This is a genomic window from Nonomuraea sp. NPDC049646 (genome assembly GCF_044465525.1).
Lineage (GTDB): Bacteria > Actinomycetota > Actinomycetes > Streptosporangiales > Streptosporangiaceae > Nonomuraea.
The window spans coordinates 252,371-270,601 of the sequence record NZ_JBITLU010000005.1 but is presented as its reverse complement, the minus strand read 5'-3'; the positions used below and the strand labels follow the sequence as shown (position 1 = coordinate 270,601).

Sequence of the window (18,231 nt, the reverse complement as noted above, 5' to 3'; positions counted from 1 at the left end):
CCTGTCGCTAGAGCAGCCGGGCGAAGTGATGCTGGGGCTTCCTGATCACCATCGTGATCTCGTCGTGGGAGGCGGGGTAACGCCCGCCGCTCAGCCGGTCGACCAGCGCGACGGCGGCGGCGCCGAGCCGGCCGGCGCGGGCCGGGCCGCTGATCCGGCGCTCGTCGTCGGTGATCATCAGGCCGCGGCTGAGACAGAAGGCGTGCATGCCGTCGCTGGAGGCCAGCGGCTCGTAGACGACGGGCAGCGGGCCCGGCGTGCCGGGGGTGACCAGCGTGCGCCACAACGCCCGGCGCAGCCACGACGGCGTGAGACGGTCGAGCAGTCCGTAGGCCGACTTCCTGTCGCGCATGCGCAGCAGTACCAGGCCGCCCGGGCGCAGCGACTGGAGCAGGCGGTCGAACACCAGCTCGGCGTGCTGGACGCGTTCGAGCAGGAACGACAGGTGGATGACGTCGTAGGCGCGGTGCTGGAGCGGCACGCAGCGCAGGTCGCCGAGCGACCAGGCCACCAGGTCGGCGCGCTCCTCCACGACGTCTCTGATGACCGGGTGGTCCTCGTCGGCGCCCGTGGCCCTGGCCTCCAGCGGCTCCACGTCGAGCGGCTCGTCGTGGGCGCACCCCGCGACGAGTATGTCGAGCCGCCGGCTGAACCGCCCGGCCCAGTGCTCGCGGATCCGTTGACCGAAGAGGTCGCCTCGCTGGGCGACTGATCGCACCTCAGACATGTCACCTACAGTAATCAATCGAGCCGTCTCGGTTAGGCACTTCCCTGCTAGCGTCCTGCCCCGTGAACGGGCAGGTTTACGTGGGGAACGCCAATATCGACGCGGCCGGTGACCGGGGCTGGCTGCTCGGTCACTTCAAACCCCTCGGCGACCCAAGACACAGTGAAGACGTCGAGGTCAAGTGGGGCGTGCACCCGGCGGGCGACGAGCGCGCCCAGTGGGTCAGGGGCGAGGAGCGCACCGCCCTGCTCGTCCTGATCAGCGGCCGGTTCCGGGTGGCGCTGCCGGGCCGCGACGTGCTGCTGAGCGAGCCCGGCGACTACGTGGTCTGGGGCAAGGGCGTGGACCACTCGTGGGTCGCCGAGACGGAGTCGGTGGTGCTCACCGTACGCTGGCCGTCGGTCCCCGGTTACCGGGTGCCGCACCCCGAGTAGGCTGGGTGGAGACCCCCGCGACCTGACCCGGCCGGGGGTAGTTGTGTTGCCGTCGTGGGGCTGTGGGCGTATCTGATGAGTCTTTCCGGATTGCTTGACCTTGTGGCCCTGGGGGCCGGGGCCGACCCGAAGCTGACCGCCGCGCTCGAAGAGGGCGGCGACGTCTCACTGATCGCGCCGTCGGCGTTGCGGCCGTTCGGCGTGGCCGCGCTGGCCGCGCACGATCAGCGCACCGTGCTGGCGATCACCGCCACCGGCCGGGAGGCCGAGGACCTGGCGGCGGCGCTGACGAGCCTTCTTGAGCCGAGCTCGGTCGCGGTGTTCCCGGCATGGGAGACGCTGCCGCACGAGCGGCTCTCGCCGCGCAGCGACACCGTGGGCCAGCGCCTGGCCGTGCTGCGGAGGCTGGCGCACCCGGTCAAGGGCGACACCGCCGCCGGGCCGCTCGGCGTGGTGGTCGCCCCGGTCAGGGCGCTGCTCCAGCCGATCGTCAAGGGGCTCGGCGACCTGGAGCCGATCAGGCTGAGGGCGGGCGACGACGCCGACCTCGACGAGGTGGTCGAGCGCCTGGTCACCAACGGTTACCACCGGGTCGACATGGTGGAGAAGCGCGGCGAGGTGGCCGTGCGCGGCGGGCTGCTCGACGTGTTCCCGCCCACCGAGGAGCATCCGCTGCGGCTGGAGTTCTGGGGCGACACGGTCGAGGAGATCCGCTGGTTCAAGGTGGCCGACCAGCGCTCGCTGGAGGCGGCCGAGGACGGCCTGTTCGCGCCGCCGTGCCGCGAGCTGCTGCTGACCGGCGAGGTCAGGGAGCGGGCGCGGGAGCTGGCGCAGGAGCATCCGGCGCTGGCCGAGGTGCTCGACCAGCTCGCCGACGGCATCCCGGTCGAGGGCATGGAGGCGTTCGCGCCGGTGCTGGCGGGGGAGATGGACCTGCTGCTCGACCACCTGCCGGCCAGGTCGGCGGTGTTCGTGTGCGACCCCGAGCGCATCAGGGGCCGGGCCGAAGAGCTCGTACGCACCTCGCAGGAGTTCCTGGAGGCGTCCTGGATCAACGCGGCGGCCGGCGGCGAGGCGCCGATCGACCTGGGCGCGGCGGCCTTCCGCACGCTGGAGGAGATCCGCGACCACGCCGACGCGCTGGGCCAGCCGTGGTGGACGATGGCGCCGTTCGGCAACGGCGTCGAGCTCGACGCCCAGGACTCCGAGGCCTACCGCGGCGACACCGCCAAGGCGCTGGCCGACATCAAGGGCTGGCTGGCCGAGGACAAGGCGGTCGTGCTGCTCAGCGAGGGCCACGGGCCGGCCGAGCGCATGGTCGAGCTGCTCAAGGGCGTCGACGTGCCCGCGAGGTTGCAGCGTTACCTGGACAAGGCGCCCGAGCCCAAGGTCGTGCACGTCTCGACCGGCCTGATCGAGCACGGGTTCATCACGCCGCGCCTGGCCGTGCTCACCCACCTCGACCTGGTGGGCCAGAAGGCGTCCACCAAGGACATGCGCCGGCTGCCCTCGCGCCGCCGCAACATGGTCGACCCGCTCCAGCTCAAGGTCGGCGACCACGTCGTGCACGAGCAGCACGGCGTCGGCCGCTACGTCGAGATGGTCCAGCGCACGGTCCAGGGCGCGACCCGCGAGTACCTGGTCATCGAGTACGCCAAGGGCGACCGCCTCTACGTGCCCACCGACCAGCTCGACGAGGTCACCCGCTACGTCGGCGGCGAGGCGCCCACGCTCAACCGCATGGGCGGCGCCGACTGGGCCAAGGCCAAGTCCAGGGCCAAGAAGGCGGTCAAGGAGATCGCCGGCGAGCTGATCAGGCTCTACTCGGCCCGCATGGCCTCGCCGGGCCACGCCTTCGGCGCCGACACGCCGTGGCAGCGCGAGATGGAGGACGCCTTCCCCTACGCCGAGACCGGCGACCAGCTCGAAGCCATCGACGAGGTCAAGCGCGACATGGAGCGCGGCGTCCCGATGGACCGGCTGATCTGCGGCGACGTCGGCTACGGCAAGACCGAGATCGCGGTGCGGGCGGCGTTCAAGGCCGTCCAGGACGGCAAGCAGGTGGCCGTGCTGGTGCCGACCACGCTGCTGGTGCAGCAGCACATGTCCACCTTCACCGAGCGCTTCTCCAGCTTCCCCATCGCGATCAGGCCGATCTCGCGCTTCCAGACCGACGGCGAGGTCAAGGGCACGATGGAGGGGCTGCGGTCGGGCGCGGTCGACGTCGTCATCGGCACCCATCGGCTGCTCAGCCCGGAGGTCAGGTTCAAGGACCTCGGGCTGATCATCATCGACGAGGAGCAGCGGTTCGGCGTCGAGCACAAGGAGGCCATGAAGCATCTGCGCACGCAGGTCGACGTGCTGGCCATGTCGGCCACGCCGATCCCGCGCACGCTGGAGATGGGCCTGACCGGCATCCGCGAGATGTCCACGATCCTCACGCCGCCGGAGGAGCGGCACCCGATCCTCACGTTCGTGGGGCCGTACGAGGAGAAGCAGATCGGGGCGGCGATCCGGCGCGAGCTGATGCGCGACGGCCAGATCTTCTTCGTGCACAACCGGGTGGCCTCGATCAACCGGGTGGCGGCGCGGCTGCGCGAGCTGGTCCCCGAGGCGCGCATCGCGGTCGCCCACGGCCAGATGAACGAGCACCAGCTCGAAAAGATCATGGTCGGCTTCTGGGAACGCGAGTACGACCTGCTCGTCTCCACCACGATCGTCGAGTCCGGCCTCGACGTGCCCAACGCCAACACGCTCATCGTCGACCGGGCCGACAACTACGGCCTGTCCCAGCTCCACCAGCTCAGGGGCCGGGTCGGGCGAGGCAGAGAACGCGGTTACGCGTACTTCCTCTACCCGCCGGAGAAGCCGCTGACGGAGACCGCGCACGAGCGCCTGGCCACCATCTCCCAGCACACCGAGATGGGCGCGGGCATGTACGTCGCGATGAAGGACCTGGAGATCCGCGGCGCGGGCAACGTGCTCGGCGCCGAGCAGTCGGGCTTCATCGCGGGCGTCGGCTTCGACCTCTACGTGCGCCTGATGGCCGAGGCCGTGCAGGAGCAGAAGGCCAAGCTGTCCGGGGCCGAGGTCCAGGAGGAGCAGCAGGACGTCAAGGTCGAGCTGCCCATCAACGCCCACATCCCGCATGACTACGTCACCTCCGAGCGGCTGCGGCTGGAGGCGTACAAGCGCATCGCGGCCATCACCGCGCCGATCCACATCGACGAGGTCCGCGACGAGCTCACCGACCGCTACGGCAAGCCGCCGGTGGAGGTCGAGAACCTGCTGGAGGTGGCCCGCTTCCGGATCATGGCGCGCTCGGCCGGGCTCACCGACGTCACGCTGCAGGGGCAGAACATCAAGTTCGGCCCGGCGCGGCTGCGGGAGTCGCAGCAGGTCAGGCTCGACCGGCTGTACAAGAAGGCGGTCTACAAGCAGGCGGCCGAGACGTTGCTGGTGCCGGTGCCCAAGACCAAGCCCCTGGGCGGGCAGCCGTTGCGCGACCTGGATCTGCTCAAATGGTGCGGCGACCTGGTCGAGGCGATGTTTCTTGAGCCCGCGCGGGTAAGCTAAGCGCGGTTTTTGTTCGGAAAGGGACGCATGTGAAGTCGATTCGAGTGGCTGTGGCCGCCGGCGCGGTAGGACTCGCCGCGCTGACCGCCTGCTCTTCGCCCATGGAGGCCGGAGCAGCGGCCGTGGTCGGGAGCGAGCGCATCTCGGCCCGCGACCTGACCAGGAACGTTCAGGAGTACGAGGCCGCACTCAAGCGCGCCAACGTCTCGGCCGAGCAGCTCGGGGTGCCCGTCACCCAGTTCGTGCTCTACCGGATGGCGAACGAGAGCGCGTTCAGGCAGCTCGCGGCCAAGCACAACGTGCAGGTCAGCGAGAGCGAGATCGACAACGCGCTCAAGGACCCGGGCCAGTACCAGTCGCCCGAGATCAACCTGATCGCCAGGGGCGTCAGCCCGGCCGACGCGCGTGGCTACCTGCGCGCGGAGCTGGGCGCGGTCAAGGTGCGCAACCAGCTCGGCGGCGCCCAGGACCAGGCCGCGCAGGAGAAGTTCGTCAAGGAGCTGACGAGCATCAAGCCGGTCTACAGCCCCCGTTACGGCGAGTTCAGCCAGCAGGGCTTCGTCGATCCGGGCCGGTTCGGCAAGTCCTCCCAGCAGGCGCAGCCGCAGCAGGGCTAGCCCGATGCCGCTGATCGTCGTCACCACCTCGCCCAGGGTCGCGCCGGGCCTGCTGAGCGACCAGGCCTGGCAGGCGCTGCGCTCGGGTCCCGTGCTGACCGGCTCCGCCGGTCACCCGCAGCTCCCCTATCTGGCCGCCGCCGGGATCGAGGCGGAGGTCGTCGTGCCCGACGCGGTCGCGCTGTCCAGGCGGGCGGTGCGCGAGCGGGTGGTCTGGCTCGCCGGTGACGACGAGGACTTCATGCGCGCGATCGGGCGCGCGGCCATCGCGCTCGACGAGCCGCCGCTCATCGAGGTCGTGCCCGGTTCGTACGACCTGCCCGGCTCGCGGGTGCTCGACCTGGTCGCGGTGATGGACCGGCTGCGCACCGAATGCCCGTGGGACCGCAAGCAGACGCACGAGTCGCTGGTGCCGTACCTGCTGGAGGAGTCGTACGAGGTCCTGGAGACGATCGAGCAGGGCGACTACCCGGCGCTCCGCGAGGAGCTCGGCGACCTGCTGCTCCAGGTGGTCTTCCACGCCCGCGTGGCCGAGACGTTCGACATGGACGACGTCGCCGCGGGGATCGTCGAGAAGCTCGTCCGGCGGCACCCGCACGTGTTCGGATCGGTGCGGGCCGAGAGCGCGGACGAGGTCAACGACAACTGGGAGGCGATCAAGGCGGCCGAGCGGGCGGCCAAGGGCGGCGAGCCGTCGGTGCTCGACGGCGTCCCCATGGGCCAGCCCGCGCTCGCGCTGGCCGCCCAGCTGCTGCGCAGGGCCGAGCGGGCCGGTGCGCCCGAGGCGCTGGCGGCCGCGATCGGCCAGGGGGTGGCCCGCGAGCTGTTCGACCTCGTACGCCGGGCCCAGGAGGCCGGGCTGGACCCCGAGGCCGAGCTGCGCGCCGCGGCCCGCGCCTACCGCGACCGCGTACGCGCGTGGGAGTCCAACGCCTGACCGCCTTGGTTGTCGGAAGAAGTCACCCAATGCCAGGATCCTCGGGGGCTTGAACCGGCGAGCCGAGGGGGACTGGTGGTGGAGCTGAGACCGCTGCGCTCGGGGGAGCCGCGGGAGGTGGCGGGCTACCGCCTGCTCGGCCGGCTGGGCGATGGCGGCCAGGGGTCGGTGTTCCTCGGCCGTGACGCGGGCGGCGGCCACGCGGCCGTCAAGGTGCTGCATCCGCGCCTGCTGGGCGACGAGCGGGCCACCCGCCGCTTCCTGCGGGAGAGCACGACCGCCGCCAAGGTGGCGGGCGCGCGCACGGCGCGGATCTACGGCAGCGGGCTGGCCGAGGGGCGGCCGTACATCGTCAGCGAGTTCATCGACGGGCCGTCCCTGCACGACCTGGTCCTCGACGGCGGCCCGCTGACCGGCGGCGAGCTCGACCGGCTGGCGGTCGGCACGATCACCGCCCTGACCGCCATCCACGGCGCGGGCATCGTGCACCGCGACTTCAAGCCGAGCAACGTGCTGATGGGCCAGGACGGCCCCCGCGTGATCGACTTCGGCATCGCCAAGGACCTGGACGTCTCCACCACGGCGAGCAGCGTCGTCGGGACGCCGGGGTACATGTCGCCCGAGCAGATCGCGGGGGAGGGCGCGACGGCCGCCTCCGACGTCTTCAGCTGGGCGGCCACCGTCGGGTTCGCCGCCACGGGGGAGCCGCTGTTCGGCCGGGACTCGATCCCGGCGGTGATGAACCGGATCCTGCACGCCGAGCCGGACCTGCGCGAGGTGCCCGAGCCGCTGCGCGCTGTGCTCGCGGCGTGCCTGGCCAAGGAGGCGGGGGCGCGGCCGCGGGCACGACCGCGAGCGCGTTCGCGGGCACGTTCGCGGGCGCGTCAGCGAGGACGTCAGCGGGCGGGGGCGGTCCGGCGCGGGTGAGGTGCGGGCGGCGTCGTCCGGCGTGCGTCCGGTGACGCGGCGGGGGTGGGCCGCCGCCGGGGTCGGCGTGCTGGTCGCCGTCGGGGTGGTGGCGGGGGCGCTGTGGCGGAACGCCGGCCTGCCCTCCGGCGGCCAGGACGGCGGCCAGGCGGGGGCGTTCGGCGTCGAGCTCGGCCCCGAGTTCGGGCCGGAGCCGGGGGCCCGGGTGGCGGCGATGGCCATCGGGCACCACAAGGGCGCGCCCGTCGTCGTCTACGCCGAGCGGGCGGGCAACTCGATCGAGGTGTGGGACCCGCGTACCGGCGAGCCGCTCGACCGGCTGGCGAACGCCGGCCCCACGCCGGTGCGCTCGCTGCTGCTGGTCCCGGTGGGCGGCCGGCAGACGGCGGTCTGGACGGGCACGGACGGAGCCGTGCGGCGCTGGCGCATCGGCGACGCCCGACCCGGCACGTGGCACGCGGTGTGCCCGTCGGAGGCCCGCCTGGCGCCCGGCCAGTGGCGCAAGCAGCCCGCGGTGCTGATCGGCTGCCGGGACGGCCGGGTCGTGACGCTCGACCTGGCCTCCAACCGCGTCGTCGCCGGCGCCAGGCAGGCCGCCGGCCCGGTCACCGCCCTGGCCTGGGACGAGGCCGGCGGCAAGGCCCTCGTCGGCACCGGCCGGGGCCTGGTGGGCGCGGCCGGCGGGCTGCTCGGCGAGGGCAAGGGCGAGGTGCGCTCGGTCGCCGCGCTCGGCGACGGCCGCGCCGCCGTCACCACGGGCCGCTCGACCGCCGTGTACGACCTGGCCAGCGGCGCCTACGTGCGCGGCTTCAGCACGGGCGCGGCGGGCGCCGGCGTCACGTCCGCGGGCGGGCGCCGGATGATCGCCGGCGGCGGCGACGGGGTCACCGTGTGGAACGCCGACCGCGGCGAGCGGCTGGGCGGGCTCGCGCCGGGCAGGAAGGTCACCGCCCTGGCGGCGGGCGACGGACTGCTGGTCGTCGCGACGGGCGGCCGCCTCCAGGCCTGGAGCCTGTCCCCGACCGGCTGACCCCTCCCGGCGTCCGGCAGTCGGACCGTGCCGTACCGGTGGCCCGGGGTACCGATAGGCTCTGATGGCATATTGCCTTTCGATTTAGGAGCGCAACCCGTGGCTACCATCGAGGTCGTTTACGCTCGCGAGATCCTCGACTCCCGGGGCAACCCCACGGTCGAGGTCGAGGTCGTGCTCGACGACGGCAGCAGCGGCCGCGCCGCCGTGCCGAGCGGGGCGTCCACCGGCCAGTTCGAGGCGGTCGAGCTGCGTGACGGCGGCAAGCGCTACGGCGGCAAGGGCGTGGAGAAGGCCGTGCTCGCCGTGACCGACGAGATCTTCGAGGAGATCAACGGGGTCGAGGCCGAGGACCAGCGCATCATCGACCAGATCATGATCGACCTCGACCGCACGCCGAACAAGGCCAAGCTGGGCGCCAACGCCATCCTGGGCGTCTCGCTCGCCGTCGCCAAGGCCGCGGCCGACAGCGCCGACCTGCCGCTGTTCCGCTACGTCGGCGGCCCCAACGCCCACGTGCTGCCCGTGCCGATGATGAACATCCTCAACGGCGGCGCGCACGCCGACACCAACGTCGACATCCAGGAGTTCATGATCGCGCCGATCGGGGCGGAGTCGTTCCGCGAGGCCGTGCGCATGGGCACCGAGGTCTACCACGCGCTCAAGGGCGTGCTGAAGGAGAAGGGCTACGCCACGGGCCTGGGCGACGAGGGCGGCTTCGCCCCCAACCTGCCCTCCAACCGCGACGCCCTCGACCTGATCCTGGTCGCGATCGAGCGGGCCGGCTACGTGCCGGGCGAAGACGTGGCGCTGGCCCTCGACGTGGCCGCCTCCGAGTTCCACAAGGACGGCGTCTACACGATCGACGGCAAGGGCGTCTCGGCGCGGGAGCTCATCGCCTTCTACGAAGACCTGGTCGCCAACTACCCGCTCGTCTCCATCGAGGACCCCCTCGACGAGGAGGACTGGGAGGGCTGGAAGGCCATCACCGAGGCGCTCGGCGACAAGGTGCAGCTCGTCGGCGACGACCTGTTCGTCACCAACCCCGAGCGGCTGGAGCGCGGCATCAACGAGGGCACCGCCAACGCCCTGCTGGTCAAGGTCAACCAGATCGGCACGCTGTCGGAGACCCTCGACGCCGTCGACCTGGCCCACCGCAACGGCTACCGGTGCATGATGAGCCACCGTTCCGGCGAGACCGAGGACACGACGATCGCCGACCTGGCGGTGGCGGTCAACTGCGGCCAGATCAAGACCGGCGCCCCGGCGCGGTCCGACCGCGTGGCCAAGTACAACCAGTTGCTGCGCATCGAGGAGCTTCTCGACGACGCCGCCCGCTACGCGGGTCGCGCGGCTTTTCCGCGGTTCCGGCGCTAGTTTCGACTGACGGTCCGCGGCCTGGGAAGGTCTGACGGCCGCGGGCCGTACGTCGAAGGGGGTGTGCAGCATTGGCGAAGAGGCCGCAGCTGACCGGGCGGGCCGCCATCCTCGCGGTCGTGGTGTGCGCGATCGCGATGAGCCTGGCCTACCCTGTGCGCGAGTACATCAGCCTGCGCCGCAGCATCGCCGAGCTGCAGGCGGAGAAGGCCAGGGTCGAGGCCGAGCGGCAGACGCTGCTGGCCCGCGACCGGCAGAGCGACGATCCCAACTGGATCAAACGCACCGCCAAGGAGCGGCTGCACTTCTGCGGCCCCGGCGAGAAGTGCTATGTGGTGATGGAGCCCGAGCAGGGCAAGGAGCAGACGGCCGTGAAGCAGCCCGTCGAGGTGCCGCCGTGGTACCAGACGCTGTGGGAGTCGGTGGAGGCCGCCGACAAGGGCACGGGCCGCAGAGCGGTGGAGAGCAGCAGTGGAAAGTGACGACGTCGAGGCGGTCCAGCGGCAGCTCGGCCGGCCGCCCAGAGGGCTGCGCGGGGTGGCCCACCGCTGCCCGTGCGGAAATCCCGACGTGGTGGAGACCGCGCCGCGGCTGCCCGACGGGTCGCCGTTCCCGACCCTGTACTACCTGACCTGCCCCAAGGCCGCCTCGGCCATCGGCACGCTCGAAGGCTCCGGCCTGATGCGCGAGATGCAGGCCAGGCTGGCGAGCGACCCCGACCTGGCGGCCGCCTACCAGGCCGCGCACGACGACTACGTCGCCAGGCGCGACAAGGCGGCCCACGACGAGGGCATGGAGCCGCTGCCCCGCGACATGCAGAGCACCGGCGGCATGCCGCTGCGGGTGAAGTGCCTGCACGCCCTGGTGGCGCACGAGCTGGCGGTGCCGGGGAGCAACCCGTTCGGCAGGGAGGCGCTCGACGCGCTCCCCGACTGGTGGAGTGACGGACCATGCGTGTAGCCGCCATCGACTGCGGCACCAACTCGGTGCGCCTGCTCATCGCCGACGTCCGCGACGACACGCTGCACGACGTCGAGCGGCGGATGGAGATCGTCCGTCTGGGGCAGGGGGTCGACCGCACCGGCATGCTGGCGCCCGACGCGCTGGAGCGCACGTTCAAGGCGATGCGTGCCTACCGGGAGCTGATCGACCGGCACGGCGCGGTCGCGACCAGGGTGGTGGCCACGAGCGCGACCCGCGACGCGGGCAACCGGCAGGAGTTCGCCGACGGCGTCCGCGAGATCTTCGGCGTGCCGCCCGAGGTCGCGACGGGGGCGGAGGAGGCCGAGTTGTCGTTCACGGGGGCGACCAGGGGCCTGCTGCGCATCTCGCCGGAGACGGAGATGCCGCAGGGCCCGCTGCCGCCCTACCTGGTGGTGGACATCGGCGGCGGTTCCACGGAGTTCGTGGTCGGCTCCGAGCACGCCGAGGCCGCGCTCTCGGTGGACATCGGCTGCGTCCGGCTGACCGAACGCCACCTGAAGGACGCCGGCGACCCGCCGCCGGCCCCGGCGCTGGAGGCCGTCGTCGCCGACATCGAGGCGGCTCTCGACCGGGTCGAGGAGGCGGTGCCCGTCGAGCGGGCGCACACGCTGGTCGGCCTGGCGGGCTCGGTGACCACGATCGCGGGCATCGCGCTCGACCTGCCGGCCTACGACTCCGAGCGCATCCACCACTCCAGGATCACCGCCGAAGAGGTCCACGAGGTGACGCGGCGGCTGCTCGCGATGACCCATGGTGATCGCGCGCAGGTTCCGGTGATGCATCCTGGGCGTGTTGACGTGATTGGCGCCGGTGCGCTAATTCTTGACCGGATCGTGCGCCGTTTCGCGTTTGCGCAGGTCGTCGTCAGCGAACACGACATCTTGGACGGAATCGCCTGGTCCCTCGCCCGCTGAGATAGCCAAATCCGGACATTTCCGATCTAAGACCCGTGTTGAGCGTGCAATCACTATTGTGATTAGGTAAAGGCGCAAAACGGGGGCTTTGCCATATTGCTGTGCACGGAAGGTGCCGGCGTGGCGACCGTTCCCGAGCGCGTCTTTTCCCTCACGGAATGGAGCACTCTCACATGATGTCTGTTGGGTTGGCACGTAAGGCGGCGGCGTTCGGCGCCTCCGCCGCCGTGCTGGCCGCCATGGCAGCGGGCCTGGTCGCCAGCCCCGCTCAGGCGGCGACCTCGGCCGCGGCCGGCAAGGCCGGCACGGCCACCGCGGCCAAGTCCTCCAAGGTCTCGGTCACCGCACCGAAGGCCGCCGACCAGGACTACCAGGGTTCCTGCCCGGTCAAGGTCAACTTCTCGGCCAAGATCAAGGTCCCGGTCAAGGGCAAGACCGAGCTCGCCTACCGCTGGCTCCACGGTGACGGGTCCAAGGGCAAGGTCCAGGTTGTCAAGCTCAAGGGCCACGGCACCAAGTCGGTCACCGTCAAGGAGTCGGTGACCTTCAAGGGTGACGTCAAGGGCTGGGAGGCCGTCCAGGTCCTCGGTCCGAAGAAGGTCACGTCCAAGAAGGGCTACTTCTCGGTCTCGTGTGTCGACCTCGGCGGCGTCCGTACGGACAAGGACGTGTCGGTCTCGGCTCGCGCCTGGGCCAGCCCGTCGTCCTACGAGGGCCCCTGCACCCCGGGTGACAAGATCGACTTCACCGGTCTGATCAGCGTCAACCACCCGAGCTGGGTCCGCTACCGCTGGATCCTGAACGGCGAGGTCGTCGACCACGGCAAGGTCAAGGTCTGGAACAAGCGCAAGGTCGGCTTCGGCATCTCCCCGCGTCACAGCCAGCGTGGCTGGGCGCAGCTGGAGATCGTCGGCCCCGACGACGCGCTGTCCAACCGCGCCTACTACAAGGTGTGGTGCAAGGACTCGACCCCCGCTCCCGCTGCGAAGGTGTCGGCCACCGACCTGGTGACGGCCACCAACCACAACGGGTGCAAGGTCGGCGCGCACGCCGCGATCAACGCGACCGGCGCCGCGCGCGTCCAGTACACCTGGGCGGTCAACGGCGAGTCCGTGCTCAAGGGCGAGAGCCTGTTCACGGGCAGCGGCTCCAAGACCGTCGAGCTCCCCGAGCGGGCGCTGACCGGCGAGGCGGCCAAGGGTGGCAAGATCACCCTGACGGTCACCGGGCCGAACAACAGCGACTCGATCACGCAGTCGTACGCGGCGTGCGAGGCTCCCAAGCCCACCGCGTCCGTGTCGGCCGTGTCGGTCTCCGGCACCCGCAACGACATGTGCAAGGACAACCGTGGTCCCGGCGTGGACTTCTCGGCCACCCTGCACAGCACCGGCCCGACCACCGTCAAGTACTACTGGGTGGTCAACGGCGTCAAGGACGTCAACGTCCTTGAGCGTCAGGTCAACGGCGACCTCGCCGTGACCTGGGGCGTCGGTGGCACGCACGACAGCAAGGAGACGAAGGGCACCATCGAGCTCGTCGTCGTCAGCCCGAACGCCGCCTCGTCGGGCGTCGCCAACTACTCGGCGACCTGCCCCAAGGCCGACGCCTAAGCTGATCATGTGACCGGGCGGCACCCTCAGGGGAGCCGCCCGGTTCTCTTGTTGCTACTACTGTGCATTGCACAGTACTCTGCTTCGCGTGGATAGCAGCCAGTTGCTCAAGGGCGTGCTCGATCTGGCCGTCCTGGCCGTGCTCGCCGAGCGCGACGGCTACGGCTACGACGTCGTGCGCCGGCTCAGGGAGGCGGGCCTGGAAGAGGTGGGCGACGCCTCCGTCTACGGCACGCTGCGCCGCCTGTTCAAGGCCGGCGCGCTCAACTCCTACGTCGTGGCCTCCGACGAGGGCCCCCACCGCAAGTACTACGGGCTCAACGAGGTCGGCCGCACCCTGTACGCCACCTCCGCCAAGCGGTGGACGACGTTCGCGGCCACCATGGATTCCCTGCTCAAGGAGGGCCACGCATGACCACGCCGGAACAGTACGCGCAGGCCGTCCGCGACGCCCTGGCCGGTCACCCCGACCGCGAGGAGCTGATCGAGGACCTCGACGACCATCTGGCCGAGATCGCGGCCGAGTCCGACCTGCCGCTGGAGGATCGGCTCGGGCCGCCCGCCGCGTACGCGGAGGAGCTGGTGGCGGCCTACGGAGGGCGTCCCCAGAGCGGCCGGAGCCGCCGTCCGCGGCCGCGCGTGTGGGCGGCGCGGGCGCATGCCGGGCTGCTGCGGCACAAGCCGTACCGGAGCCTGGTGGCCTTCCTGCCCGAGCTGCGGCCCGGCTGGTGGGTGCTGCGCGGCTACCTGCTGGCCATGCTGCTGCTGGCGATCACGGCGGGCGGCGGCGTCGTCCCGGGGAACCTGGCGGAGTGGGCGCTCGTGGCGGTGGCCGTGTGGGTCTCGGTGTGGTTCGGCCGGGCCCGCGGCGGGCGCTTCGCCGCGCTGCTGGCCACGGGCGTCAACGTGCTGGCGGCGCTGGCGCTGCTCGCCGGCATGGCGGCGGCCTCCGACCGCGACGACCAGCAGGTCGCGATGGCGGCGCCGGCCGACGTGATGCTGGTCGGAGACGGCCTCGACGTCTACAACATCAAGCCGTACGCCAAGGACGGCAGCCCGCTGACCGACGTCTACCTCTACGACCAGGACGGCAAGCCGATCACGGTCGACCCCGAGAGCCACGGCTACGCGGTCGACCGGTCGTGCGGCGAGCCGGTGCTCAACCGCTACCCGCTGCCGCTGGTCCAGCAGCAGGAGATGATGGCCGACAACGGCATGCCCACGGCCACGCCCGCCGCCTGCCCGACGGCCTCCACGGCGCCCCTCGCCCCCTCGGCGACGCCCGCCCCGACCGCCACAGCGACGGCCACAGCCACCGCGCCCGTGCCCGGGAGGACGAAGTGATCGGGCACCATCGGTGTCATGAGCTTCGTACCACCCGGCACCGGCTGGCCCGGCGACCCCGCCACCCCTGACACCCCGGTGGCCCACGACCCCGCGGACGTGCGCCGCCTCGCCTCCACCACCGGCACCCTCGCGGAGCTCACGGCCGCGCAGTCCGTCTGCCGCGCCTGCCCGCGCCTGGTGGAGTGGCGCGAGGAGGTCGCGCGCGTGCGGCGGCGCGCGTTCGCGGACGAGACGTACTGGGGCCGTCCCGTCCCCGGGTGGGGGGCCGAGCGGCCGAAGGTGCTGCTGGTCGGCCTGGCGCCGGCGGCCCACGGGGGCAACAGGACGGGCCGCATCTTCACCGGCGACCGCAGCGGCGACTGGCTGTTCGCCTCGCTCCACCGCTGCGGCCTGGCGGCCAAGGCGACCAGCACGTACGCCGGCGACGGCCAGGAGCTCATCGACACCAGGGTGGTGGCGTCGGTGCGCTGCGCGCCTCCGGCCAACAAGCCCACGCCGGAGGAGAAGGCCGCCTGCTTCCCGTGGATGGCGCGCGAGGTGGCGATGGTGGCCGGCAGCGTGCGGGCGGTGGTGGCGCTCGGCGGGTTCGCCTGGCAGGCCATGTGGCCCGCGCTCAAGGACGCCGGCTACGACCTGCCGCGCACCCGCCCCAAGTTCGGCCACGGCGTCGAGGTCGAGGTCCGGCACGACGCCGCCCCCGTCACCCTGATCGGCTGCTACCACCCCAGCCAGCAGAACACCTTCACCGGCCGCGTCACCGCCCAGATGCTGGACGACGTCTTCCTCCGGGCCAGGTCACTGGCGGTGTGACGCGTCCCACCATCCCCGGGTTGGACTCTCGGGAAGGGCCCGACGTAAGCTTGTGAATGCTTTCACAAGCATTCCACGAGGGATGGGGCCTCAGGATGAACAAGCACATCTTGATCGTCGGCGGCGGGTACGTCGGCCTGTACACCGCGCTCAGGCTGCAGCGCAAGCTCCACCGCGAGCTGCGCGGCGGCGAGGCGCGCATCACGATCATCGACCCCCAGTCCTACATGACCTACCAGCCGTTCCTGCCGGAGGCGGCGGCGGGCAACCTCTCGCCCCGGCACATGGTGGCCCCGCTGCGCCGGATCCTTCCCAAGGTGCGCATCCTCAACGGCACGGTCACCAAGGTCGACCACGCCGAGCGCGTCGTCACCTTCCAGCCCGCCGAGGGCGAGCCGCGCCAGGTGGCCTACGACGTGATCGTGATGGCCGCCGGGTCGATCTCGCGCACGCTGCCGATCCCCGGGCTGACCGACATCGGCATCGGGTTCAAGACCGTCGGCGAGGCCATCGCGCTGCGCAACCGCGTGCTGCACCTGCTCGACGTGGCCGAGTCGACCGTCGATCCCGAGGTGCGGCGCAGGGCGCTCACGTTCGTCGTGGTCGGGGCCGGGTTCGCGGGCGTGGAGGCGCTGGCCGAGCTGGAGGACATGGCCAAGGACTCCACCCGCTACTACCGCAACATCACCCCCGCCGACCTGCGCTGGGTCCTCGTCGAGGCCACGAACCGGGTGCTGCCCGAGGTCGGCCCCGAGATGGGCAAGTGGACGCTGGAGCAGCTGCGCGAGCGCGGCATCGAGGTCAAGCTGGACACCAGGCTGGAGTCGTGCGAGGGCGGCCACGTCGTGCTCAGCGACGGCACCGAGTTCGACGCCGAGACCCTGGTGTGGACGGCGGGCGTCAAGCCGAGCCCGGTCGTCAACGACAGCGACCTGCCCCTGGACGAGCGGGGCCGGATCAAGACCACCGCCGCCCTGACCGTCGCCGGCACCCGCGACGCCTTCGCCGCCGGCGACGCGGCCGGGGTGCCCGACGTGACGAACCCGGGCCAGTACTGCGCCCCCAACGCCCAGCACGCCGTGCGCCAGGCCAAGGTGCTGGCCGACAACATCGTCCGGCATCTGCGTGGGGAGCAACTGGTCGATTACCGGCACAAGTACGTCGGATCGGTCGCCGGATTGGGCCTGCATCAGGGCGTCGCCAATGTCTATGGCGTGAAGCTGCGCGGTTTCCCTGCGTGGTTCATGCACCGCACCTACCATCTGTCGCGGGTGCCGACGCTGAACCGCAAGGTCCGAGTCGTCGTCGACTGGACCCTGGCCCTGTTCTTCAAGCGAGAGACCATCTCGCTGGGTGAGATGGAGCATCCGCGCGACGGGTTCAGGGCCGCGGTGGCGACGACCCGCCGCTAGCCCAGGTACGGCAGCGCCCCGGCGAGCATCGCCGGGGCGTTTTCGGCACCCCTGGACGAAATGCGGAAGGGGTACCACGGGTGGGGCTCTCAGCGGTGACCGTGCTCGGCGTGGACCGGCCCGGCGTGATCGCCGCCGTCACCGGTTCGCTGGCCGACTGCGGCGCGAACATCCAGGACTCGACCATGACGCTGCTCGGCGGGTACGTGGCGATGATGCTGCTGGTCTCCGGCGACCTCGACCCGGCCGAGCTGACCAAGCGGCTCACCGCGCCCGAGCTGGTGGTCTCCGCCTCGGCGATCGAGGCGCGGCGGCACTTCTGCGACGACGGCGGCGGCCTCGGCTACGTCCTGACCGTGCACGGCCCCGACCGGCCGGGCATCATCTCGGCCGTCAGCGCCGTGCTGGCCGCCGACGGCGGCAACATCACCGGCATGAGCACCCGGCTCACCGGCCGTCTCTACGTGCTCATCGCCGACGTCGAGCTGCCCAAGGACGTCGACGTCGCCGCCCTCATGCGCCGTCTGGCGGCGGTCGGCGCCGGGCTCGACTCGGAGATCACCTTCCGTCCCGTCGAGCCGGACCTGCTGTGACGGGCGCCAGAGGCACCCCGCGCCAGGTGCTCGGCGCGCCGCACCCGGCGCTGTCGGCCAGGGCCGAGCCGGTCGATCCGGCGGCCCCGGAGACCGTCCGGGCCGCGGCCGACCTCCTCGCCACCTTGCGCGGCGAGACGGCCATGACCGGACTCGCCGCCCCGCAGATCGGCCTGAGGTGGCGGCTGATCGCCTTCAACGCCTGGGCCCACCCCCGGGCCCGGTCGTGGGCCGGGGAGCTCGTCCTGGTCAACCCTCGGCTCACGAGCGCCTCCCACTGGGACGGCGGGCGCGAGGGGTGCGCGTCCATCGCGGGGCTCACGGCGGACGTGCGCCGGGCGACGCGAATCACCGTACATGGGCATTTGCCGGGCACTGGGGAGCCGGTCATCATCGAGGCGGACGCCTTCGAAGCCCGCTGCATTCAGCACCAACTGGACCATCTGGACGGTCTACTCTTCTTGGACAGAGTGCCAGGGGCGCTATCACTTCACCGCAGACTTCACAGTTGTGACGCCTGATGCGAAGTTGTGCTCCTCGGAAGCATGGTCCGTTTCGTATGATTGCGGCGCCCCCGTAGCCCAATGGCAGAGGCAAACCCCTTAAAAGGGTTGTAGTGCGGGTTCGAATCCCGCCGGGGGCACCATTCTTAAGTGTCCCCGACCTGGGGTTTTCTCCGAGTGAAGCGTCTTGTCGCATCCGGTGGTTCACTACTGCTGTCAACCCGTCACACAATGCTTCCAGTCGTTTGCCGGGAAGACCCGGTGGGGGAAGGCATCGGGAAGATTCCGTTTTCATCACGAAACCCAACAGAACCCAGTTTCCATTGGTGGCGGAGCAGTTACTCGCCGCCCGGCCGCCTGCCCTCGGACGGCCGTCCGGGGGCCGGGAACTCGTGCGAGGTCACGTTCGTTGTCCTCGCTGCCGAAGTCCCCC

17 protein-coding genes, 1 tRNA gene and 1 pseudogene are annotated in these 18,231 nt (G+C 71.4%); 18 read left to right on the top strand and 1 reads right to left on the bottom strand.

The features are described 5' to 3' along the window. Positions 1 to 7: 7 nt before the first annotated feature. The gene (locus ACIBQ8_RS16845) at positions 8 to 727 is read right to left on the bottom strand and encodes a methyltransferase domain-containing protein (protein ID WP_397176791.1); all 720 of its coding nucleotides are present in this window, start codon (positions 725 to 727) and stop codon (positions 8 to 10) included. A gap of 62 nt (positions 728 to 789) precedes the next feature. Between ACIBQ8_RS16845 and ACIBQ8_RS16840 the strand changes: the two genes are divergently transcribed. From ACIBQ8_RS16840 to ACIBQ8_RS16755, 18 genes and pseudogenes are all read left to right on the top strand, one after another. Then, positions 790 to 1,161, top strand: a complete 372-nt coding sequence (locus ACIBQ8_RS16840; RefSeq protein WP_397192346.1) for a signal peptidase I — start codon at positions 790 to 792, stop codon at positions 1,159 to 1,161. 75 nt (positions 1,162 to 1,236) lie between these two features. Beyond that, positions 1,237 to 4,737 carry a transcription-repair coupling factor gene (gene mfd, locus ACIBQ8_RS16835; RefSeq protein ID WP_397192345.1) on the top strand — a complete coding sequence of 1,167 codons (3,501 nt, stop codon included), beginning with the start codon at positions 1,237 to 1,239 and terminating at the stop codon, positions 4,735 to 4,737. A 23-nt stretch (positions 4,738 to 4,760) separates the two neighbouring features. Further along, positions 4,761 to 5,354, top strand: a pseudogene (locus ACIBQ8_RS16830) (SurA N-terminal domain-containing protein); the annotation flags it as partial. A 4-nt stretch (positions 5,355 to 5,358) separates the two neighbouring features. Beyond that, on the top strand, positions 5,359 to 6,291 hold the full coding sequence (locus ACIBQ8_RS16825; protein ID WP_397176797.1) for a MazG family protein: 933 nt from the start codon (positions 5,359 to 5,361) through the stop codon (positions 6,289 to 6,291). Positions 6,292 to 6,366: 75 nt separating this feature from the next. Then, positions 6,367 to 7,218: a serine/threonine-protein kinase gene (locus ACIBQ8_RS16820; RefSeq protein ID WP_397192344.1), complete on the top strand. Its 852-nt coding sequence runs from the start codon at positions 6,367 to 6,369 to the stop codon at positions 7,216 to 7,218. A gap of 31 nt (positions 7,219 to 7,249) precedes the next feature. Continuing rightward, entirely contained in the window at positions 7,250 to 8,248 is a 999-nt protein-coding gene (locus ACIBQ8_RS16815) for a WD40 repeat domain-containing protein (RefSeq protein WP_397192343.1), read from the top strand. Between the two features lie 99 nt (positions 8,249 to 8,347). Then, complete coding sequence (gene eno, locus ACIBQ8_RS16810; RefSeq protein ID WP_397176801.1) at positions 8,348 to 9,625, top strand: phosphopyruvate hydratase; 1,278 nt, start codon at positions 8,348 to 8,350, stop codon at positions 9,623 to 9,625. Between the two features lie 71 nt (positions 9,626 to 9,696). Then, complete coding sequence (locus tag ACIBQ8_RS16805; protein WP_352323568.1) at positions 9,697 to 10,107, top strand: septum formation initiator family protein; 411 nt, start codon at positions 9,697 to 9,699, stop codon at positions 10,105 to 10,107. Continuing rightward, entirely contained in the window at positions 10,097 to 10,585 is a 489-nt protein-coding gene (locus ACIBQ8_RS16800) for a DUF501 domain-containing protein (RefSeq protein WP_352323567.1), read from the top strand. The genes ACIBQ8_RS16805 and ACIBQ8_RS16800 overlap by 11 nt, the downstream gene beginning before the upstream one ends. Next, a complete protein-coding gene (locus ACIBQ8_RS16795; protein ID WP_397192342.1) occupies positions 10,576 to 11,523 on the top strand; it encodes an exopolyphosphatase in 948 nt (315 codons plus the stop codon). The genes ACIBQ8_RS16800 and ACIBQ8_RS16795 overlap by 10 nt, the downstream gene beginning before the upstream one ends. 188 nt (positions 11,524 to 11,711) lie before the next feature. Further along, complete coding sequence (locus tag ACIBQ8_RS16790) at positions 11,712 to 13,133, top strand: hypothetical protein (RefSeq protein ID WP_397176805.1); 1,422 nt, start codon at positions 11,712 to 11,714, stop codon at positions 13,131 to 13,133. An 88-nt stretch (positions 13,134 to 13,221) separates the two neighbouring features. Further along, entirely contained in the window at positions 13,222 to 13,548 is a 327-nt protein-coding gene (locus ACIBQ8_RS16785; protein ID WP_397176807.1) for a PadR family transcriptional regulator, read from the top strand. Next, positions 13,545 to 14,477: a hypothetical protein gene (locus tag ACIBQ8_RS16780; RefSeq protein ID WP_397192341.1), complete on the top strand. Its 933-nt coding sequence runs from the start codon at positions 13,545 to 13,547 to the stop codon at positions 14,475 to 14,477. The genes ACIBQ8_RS16785 and ACIBQ8_RS16780 overlap by 4 nt, the downstream gene beginning before the upstream one ends. An 18-nt stretch (positions 14,478 to 14,495) precedes the next feature. After that, on the top strand, positions 14,496 to 15,290 hold the full coding sequence (locus ACIBQ8_RS16775) for a uracil-DNA glycosylase (RefSeq protein WP_397192340.1): 795 nt from the start codon (positions 14,496 to 14,498) through the stop codon (positions 15,288 to 15,290). 95 nt (positions 15,291 to 15,385) lie between these two features. Further along, complete coding sequence (locus ACIBQ8_RS16770; RefSeq protein WP_364337717.1) at positions 15,386 to 16,702, top strand: NAD(P)/FAD-dependent oxidoreductase; 1,317 nt, start codon at positions 15,386 to 15,388, stop codon at positions 16,700 to 16,702. Between the two features lie 80 nt (positions 16,703 to 16,782). Next, positions 16,783 to 17,295 carry a glycine cleavage system protein R gene (locus ACIBQ8_RS16765; RefSeq protein WP_397192339.1) on the top strand — a complete coding sequence of 171 codons (513 nt, stop codon included), beginning with the start codon at positions 16,783 to 16,785 and terminating at the stop codon, positions 17,293 to 17,295. Then, a complete protein-coding gene (locus ACIBQ8_RS16760) occupies positions 17,292 to 17,816 on the top strand; it encodes a peptide deformylase (RefSeq protein WP_357974728.1) in 525 nt (174 codons plus the stop codon). The genes ACIBQ8_RS16765 and ACIBQ8_RS16760 overlap by 4 nt, the downstream gene beginning before the upstream one ends. A gap of 49 nt (positions 17,817 to 17,865) precedes the next feature. Then, positions 17,866 to 17,941 (top strand) — tRNA-Leu (locus ACIBQ8_RS16755). Positions 17,942 to 18,231 lie beyond the last annotated feature (290 nt).

Bases quoted from the DNA above. Each gene is read 5' to 3' on its own strand.
- ACIBQ8_RS16845 (WP_397176791.1), bottom strand. From the start codon at position 727: ATGTCTGAGGTGCGATCAGTCGCCCAGCGAGGCGACCTCTTCGGTCAA.
- mfd (WP_397192345.1), top strand. From the start codon at position 1,237: ATGAGTCTTTCCGGATTGCTTGACCTTGTGGCCCTGGGGGCCGGGGCC.
- ACIBQ8_RS16825 (WP_397176797.1), top strand. From the start codon at position 5,359: ATGCCGCTGATCGTCGTCACCACCTCGCCCAGGGTCGCGCCGGGCCTG.
- ACIBQ8_RS16795 (WP_397192342.1), top strand. From the start codon at position 10,576: ATGCGTGTAGCCGCCATCGACTGCGGCACCAACTCGGTGCGCCTGCTC.
- ACIBQ8_RS16780 (WP_397192341.1), top strand. From the start codon at position 13,545: ATGACCACGCCGGAACAGTACGCGCAGGCCGTCCGCGACGCCCTGGCC.
- ACIBQ8_RS16775 (WP_397192340.1), top strand. From the start codon at position 14,496: ATGAGCTTCGTACCACCCGGCACCGGCTGGCCCGGCGACCCCGCCACC.
- ACIBQ8_RS16770 (WP_364337717.1), top strand. From the start codon at position 15,386: ATGAACAAGCACATCTTGATCGTCGGCGGCGGGTACGTCGGCCTGTAC.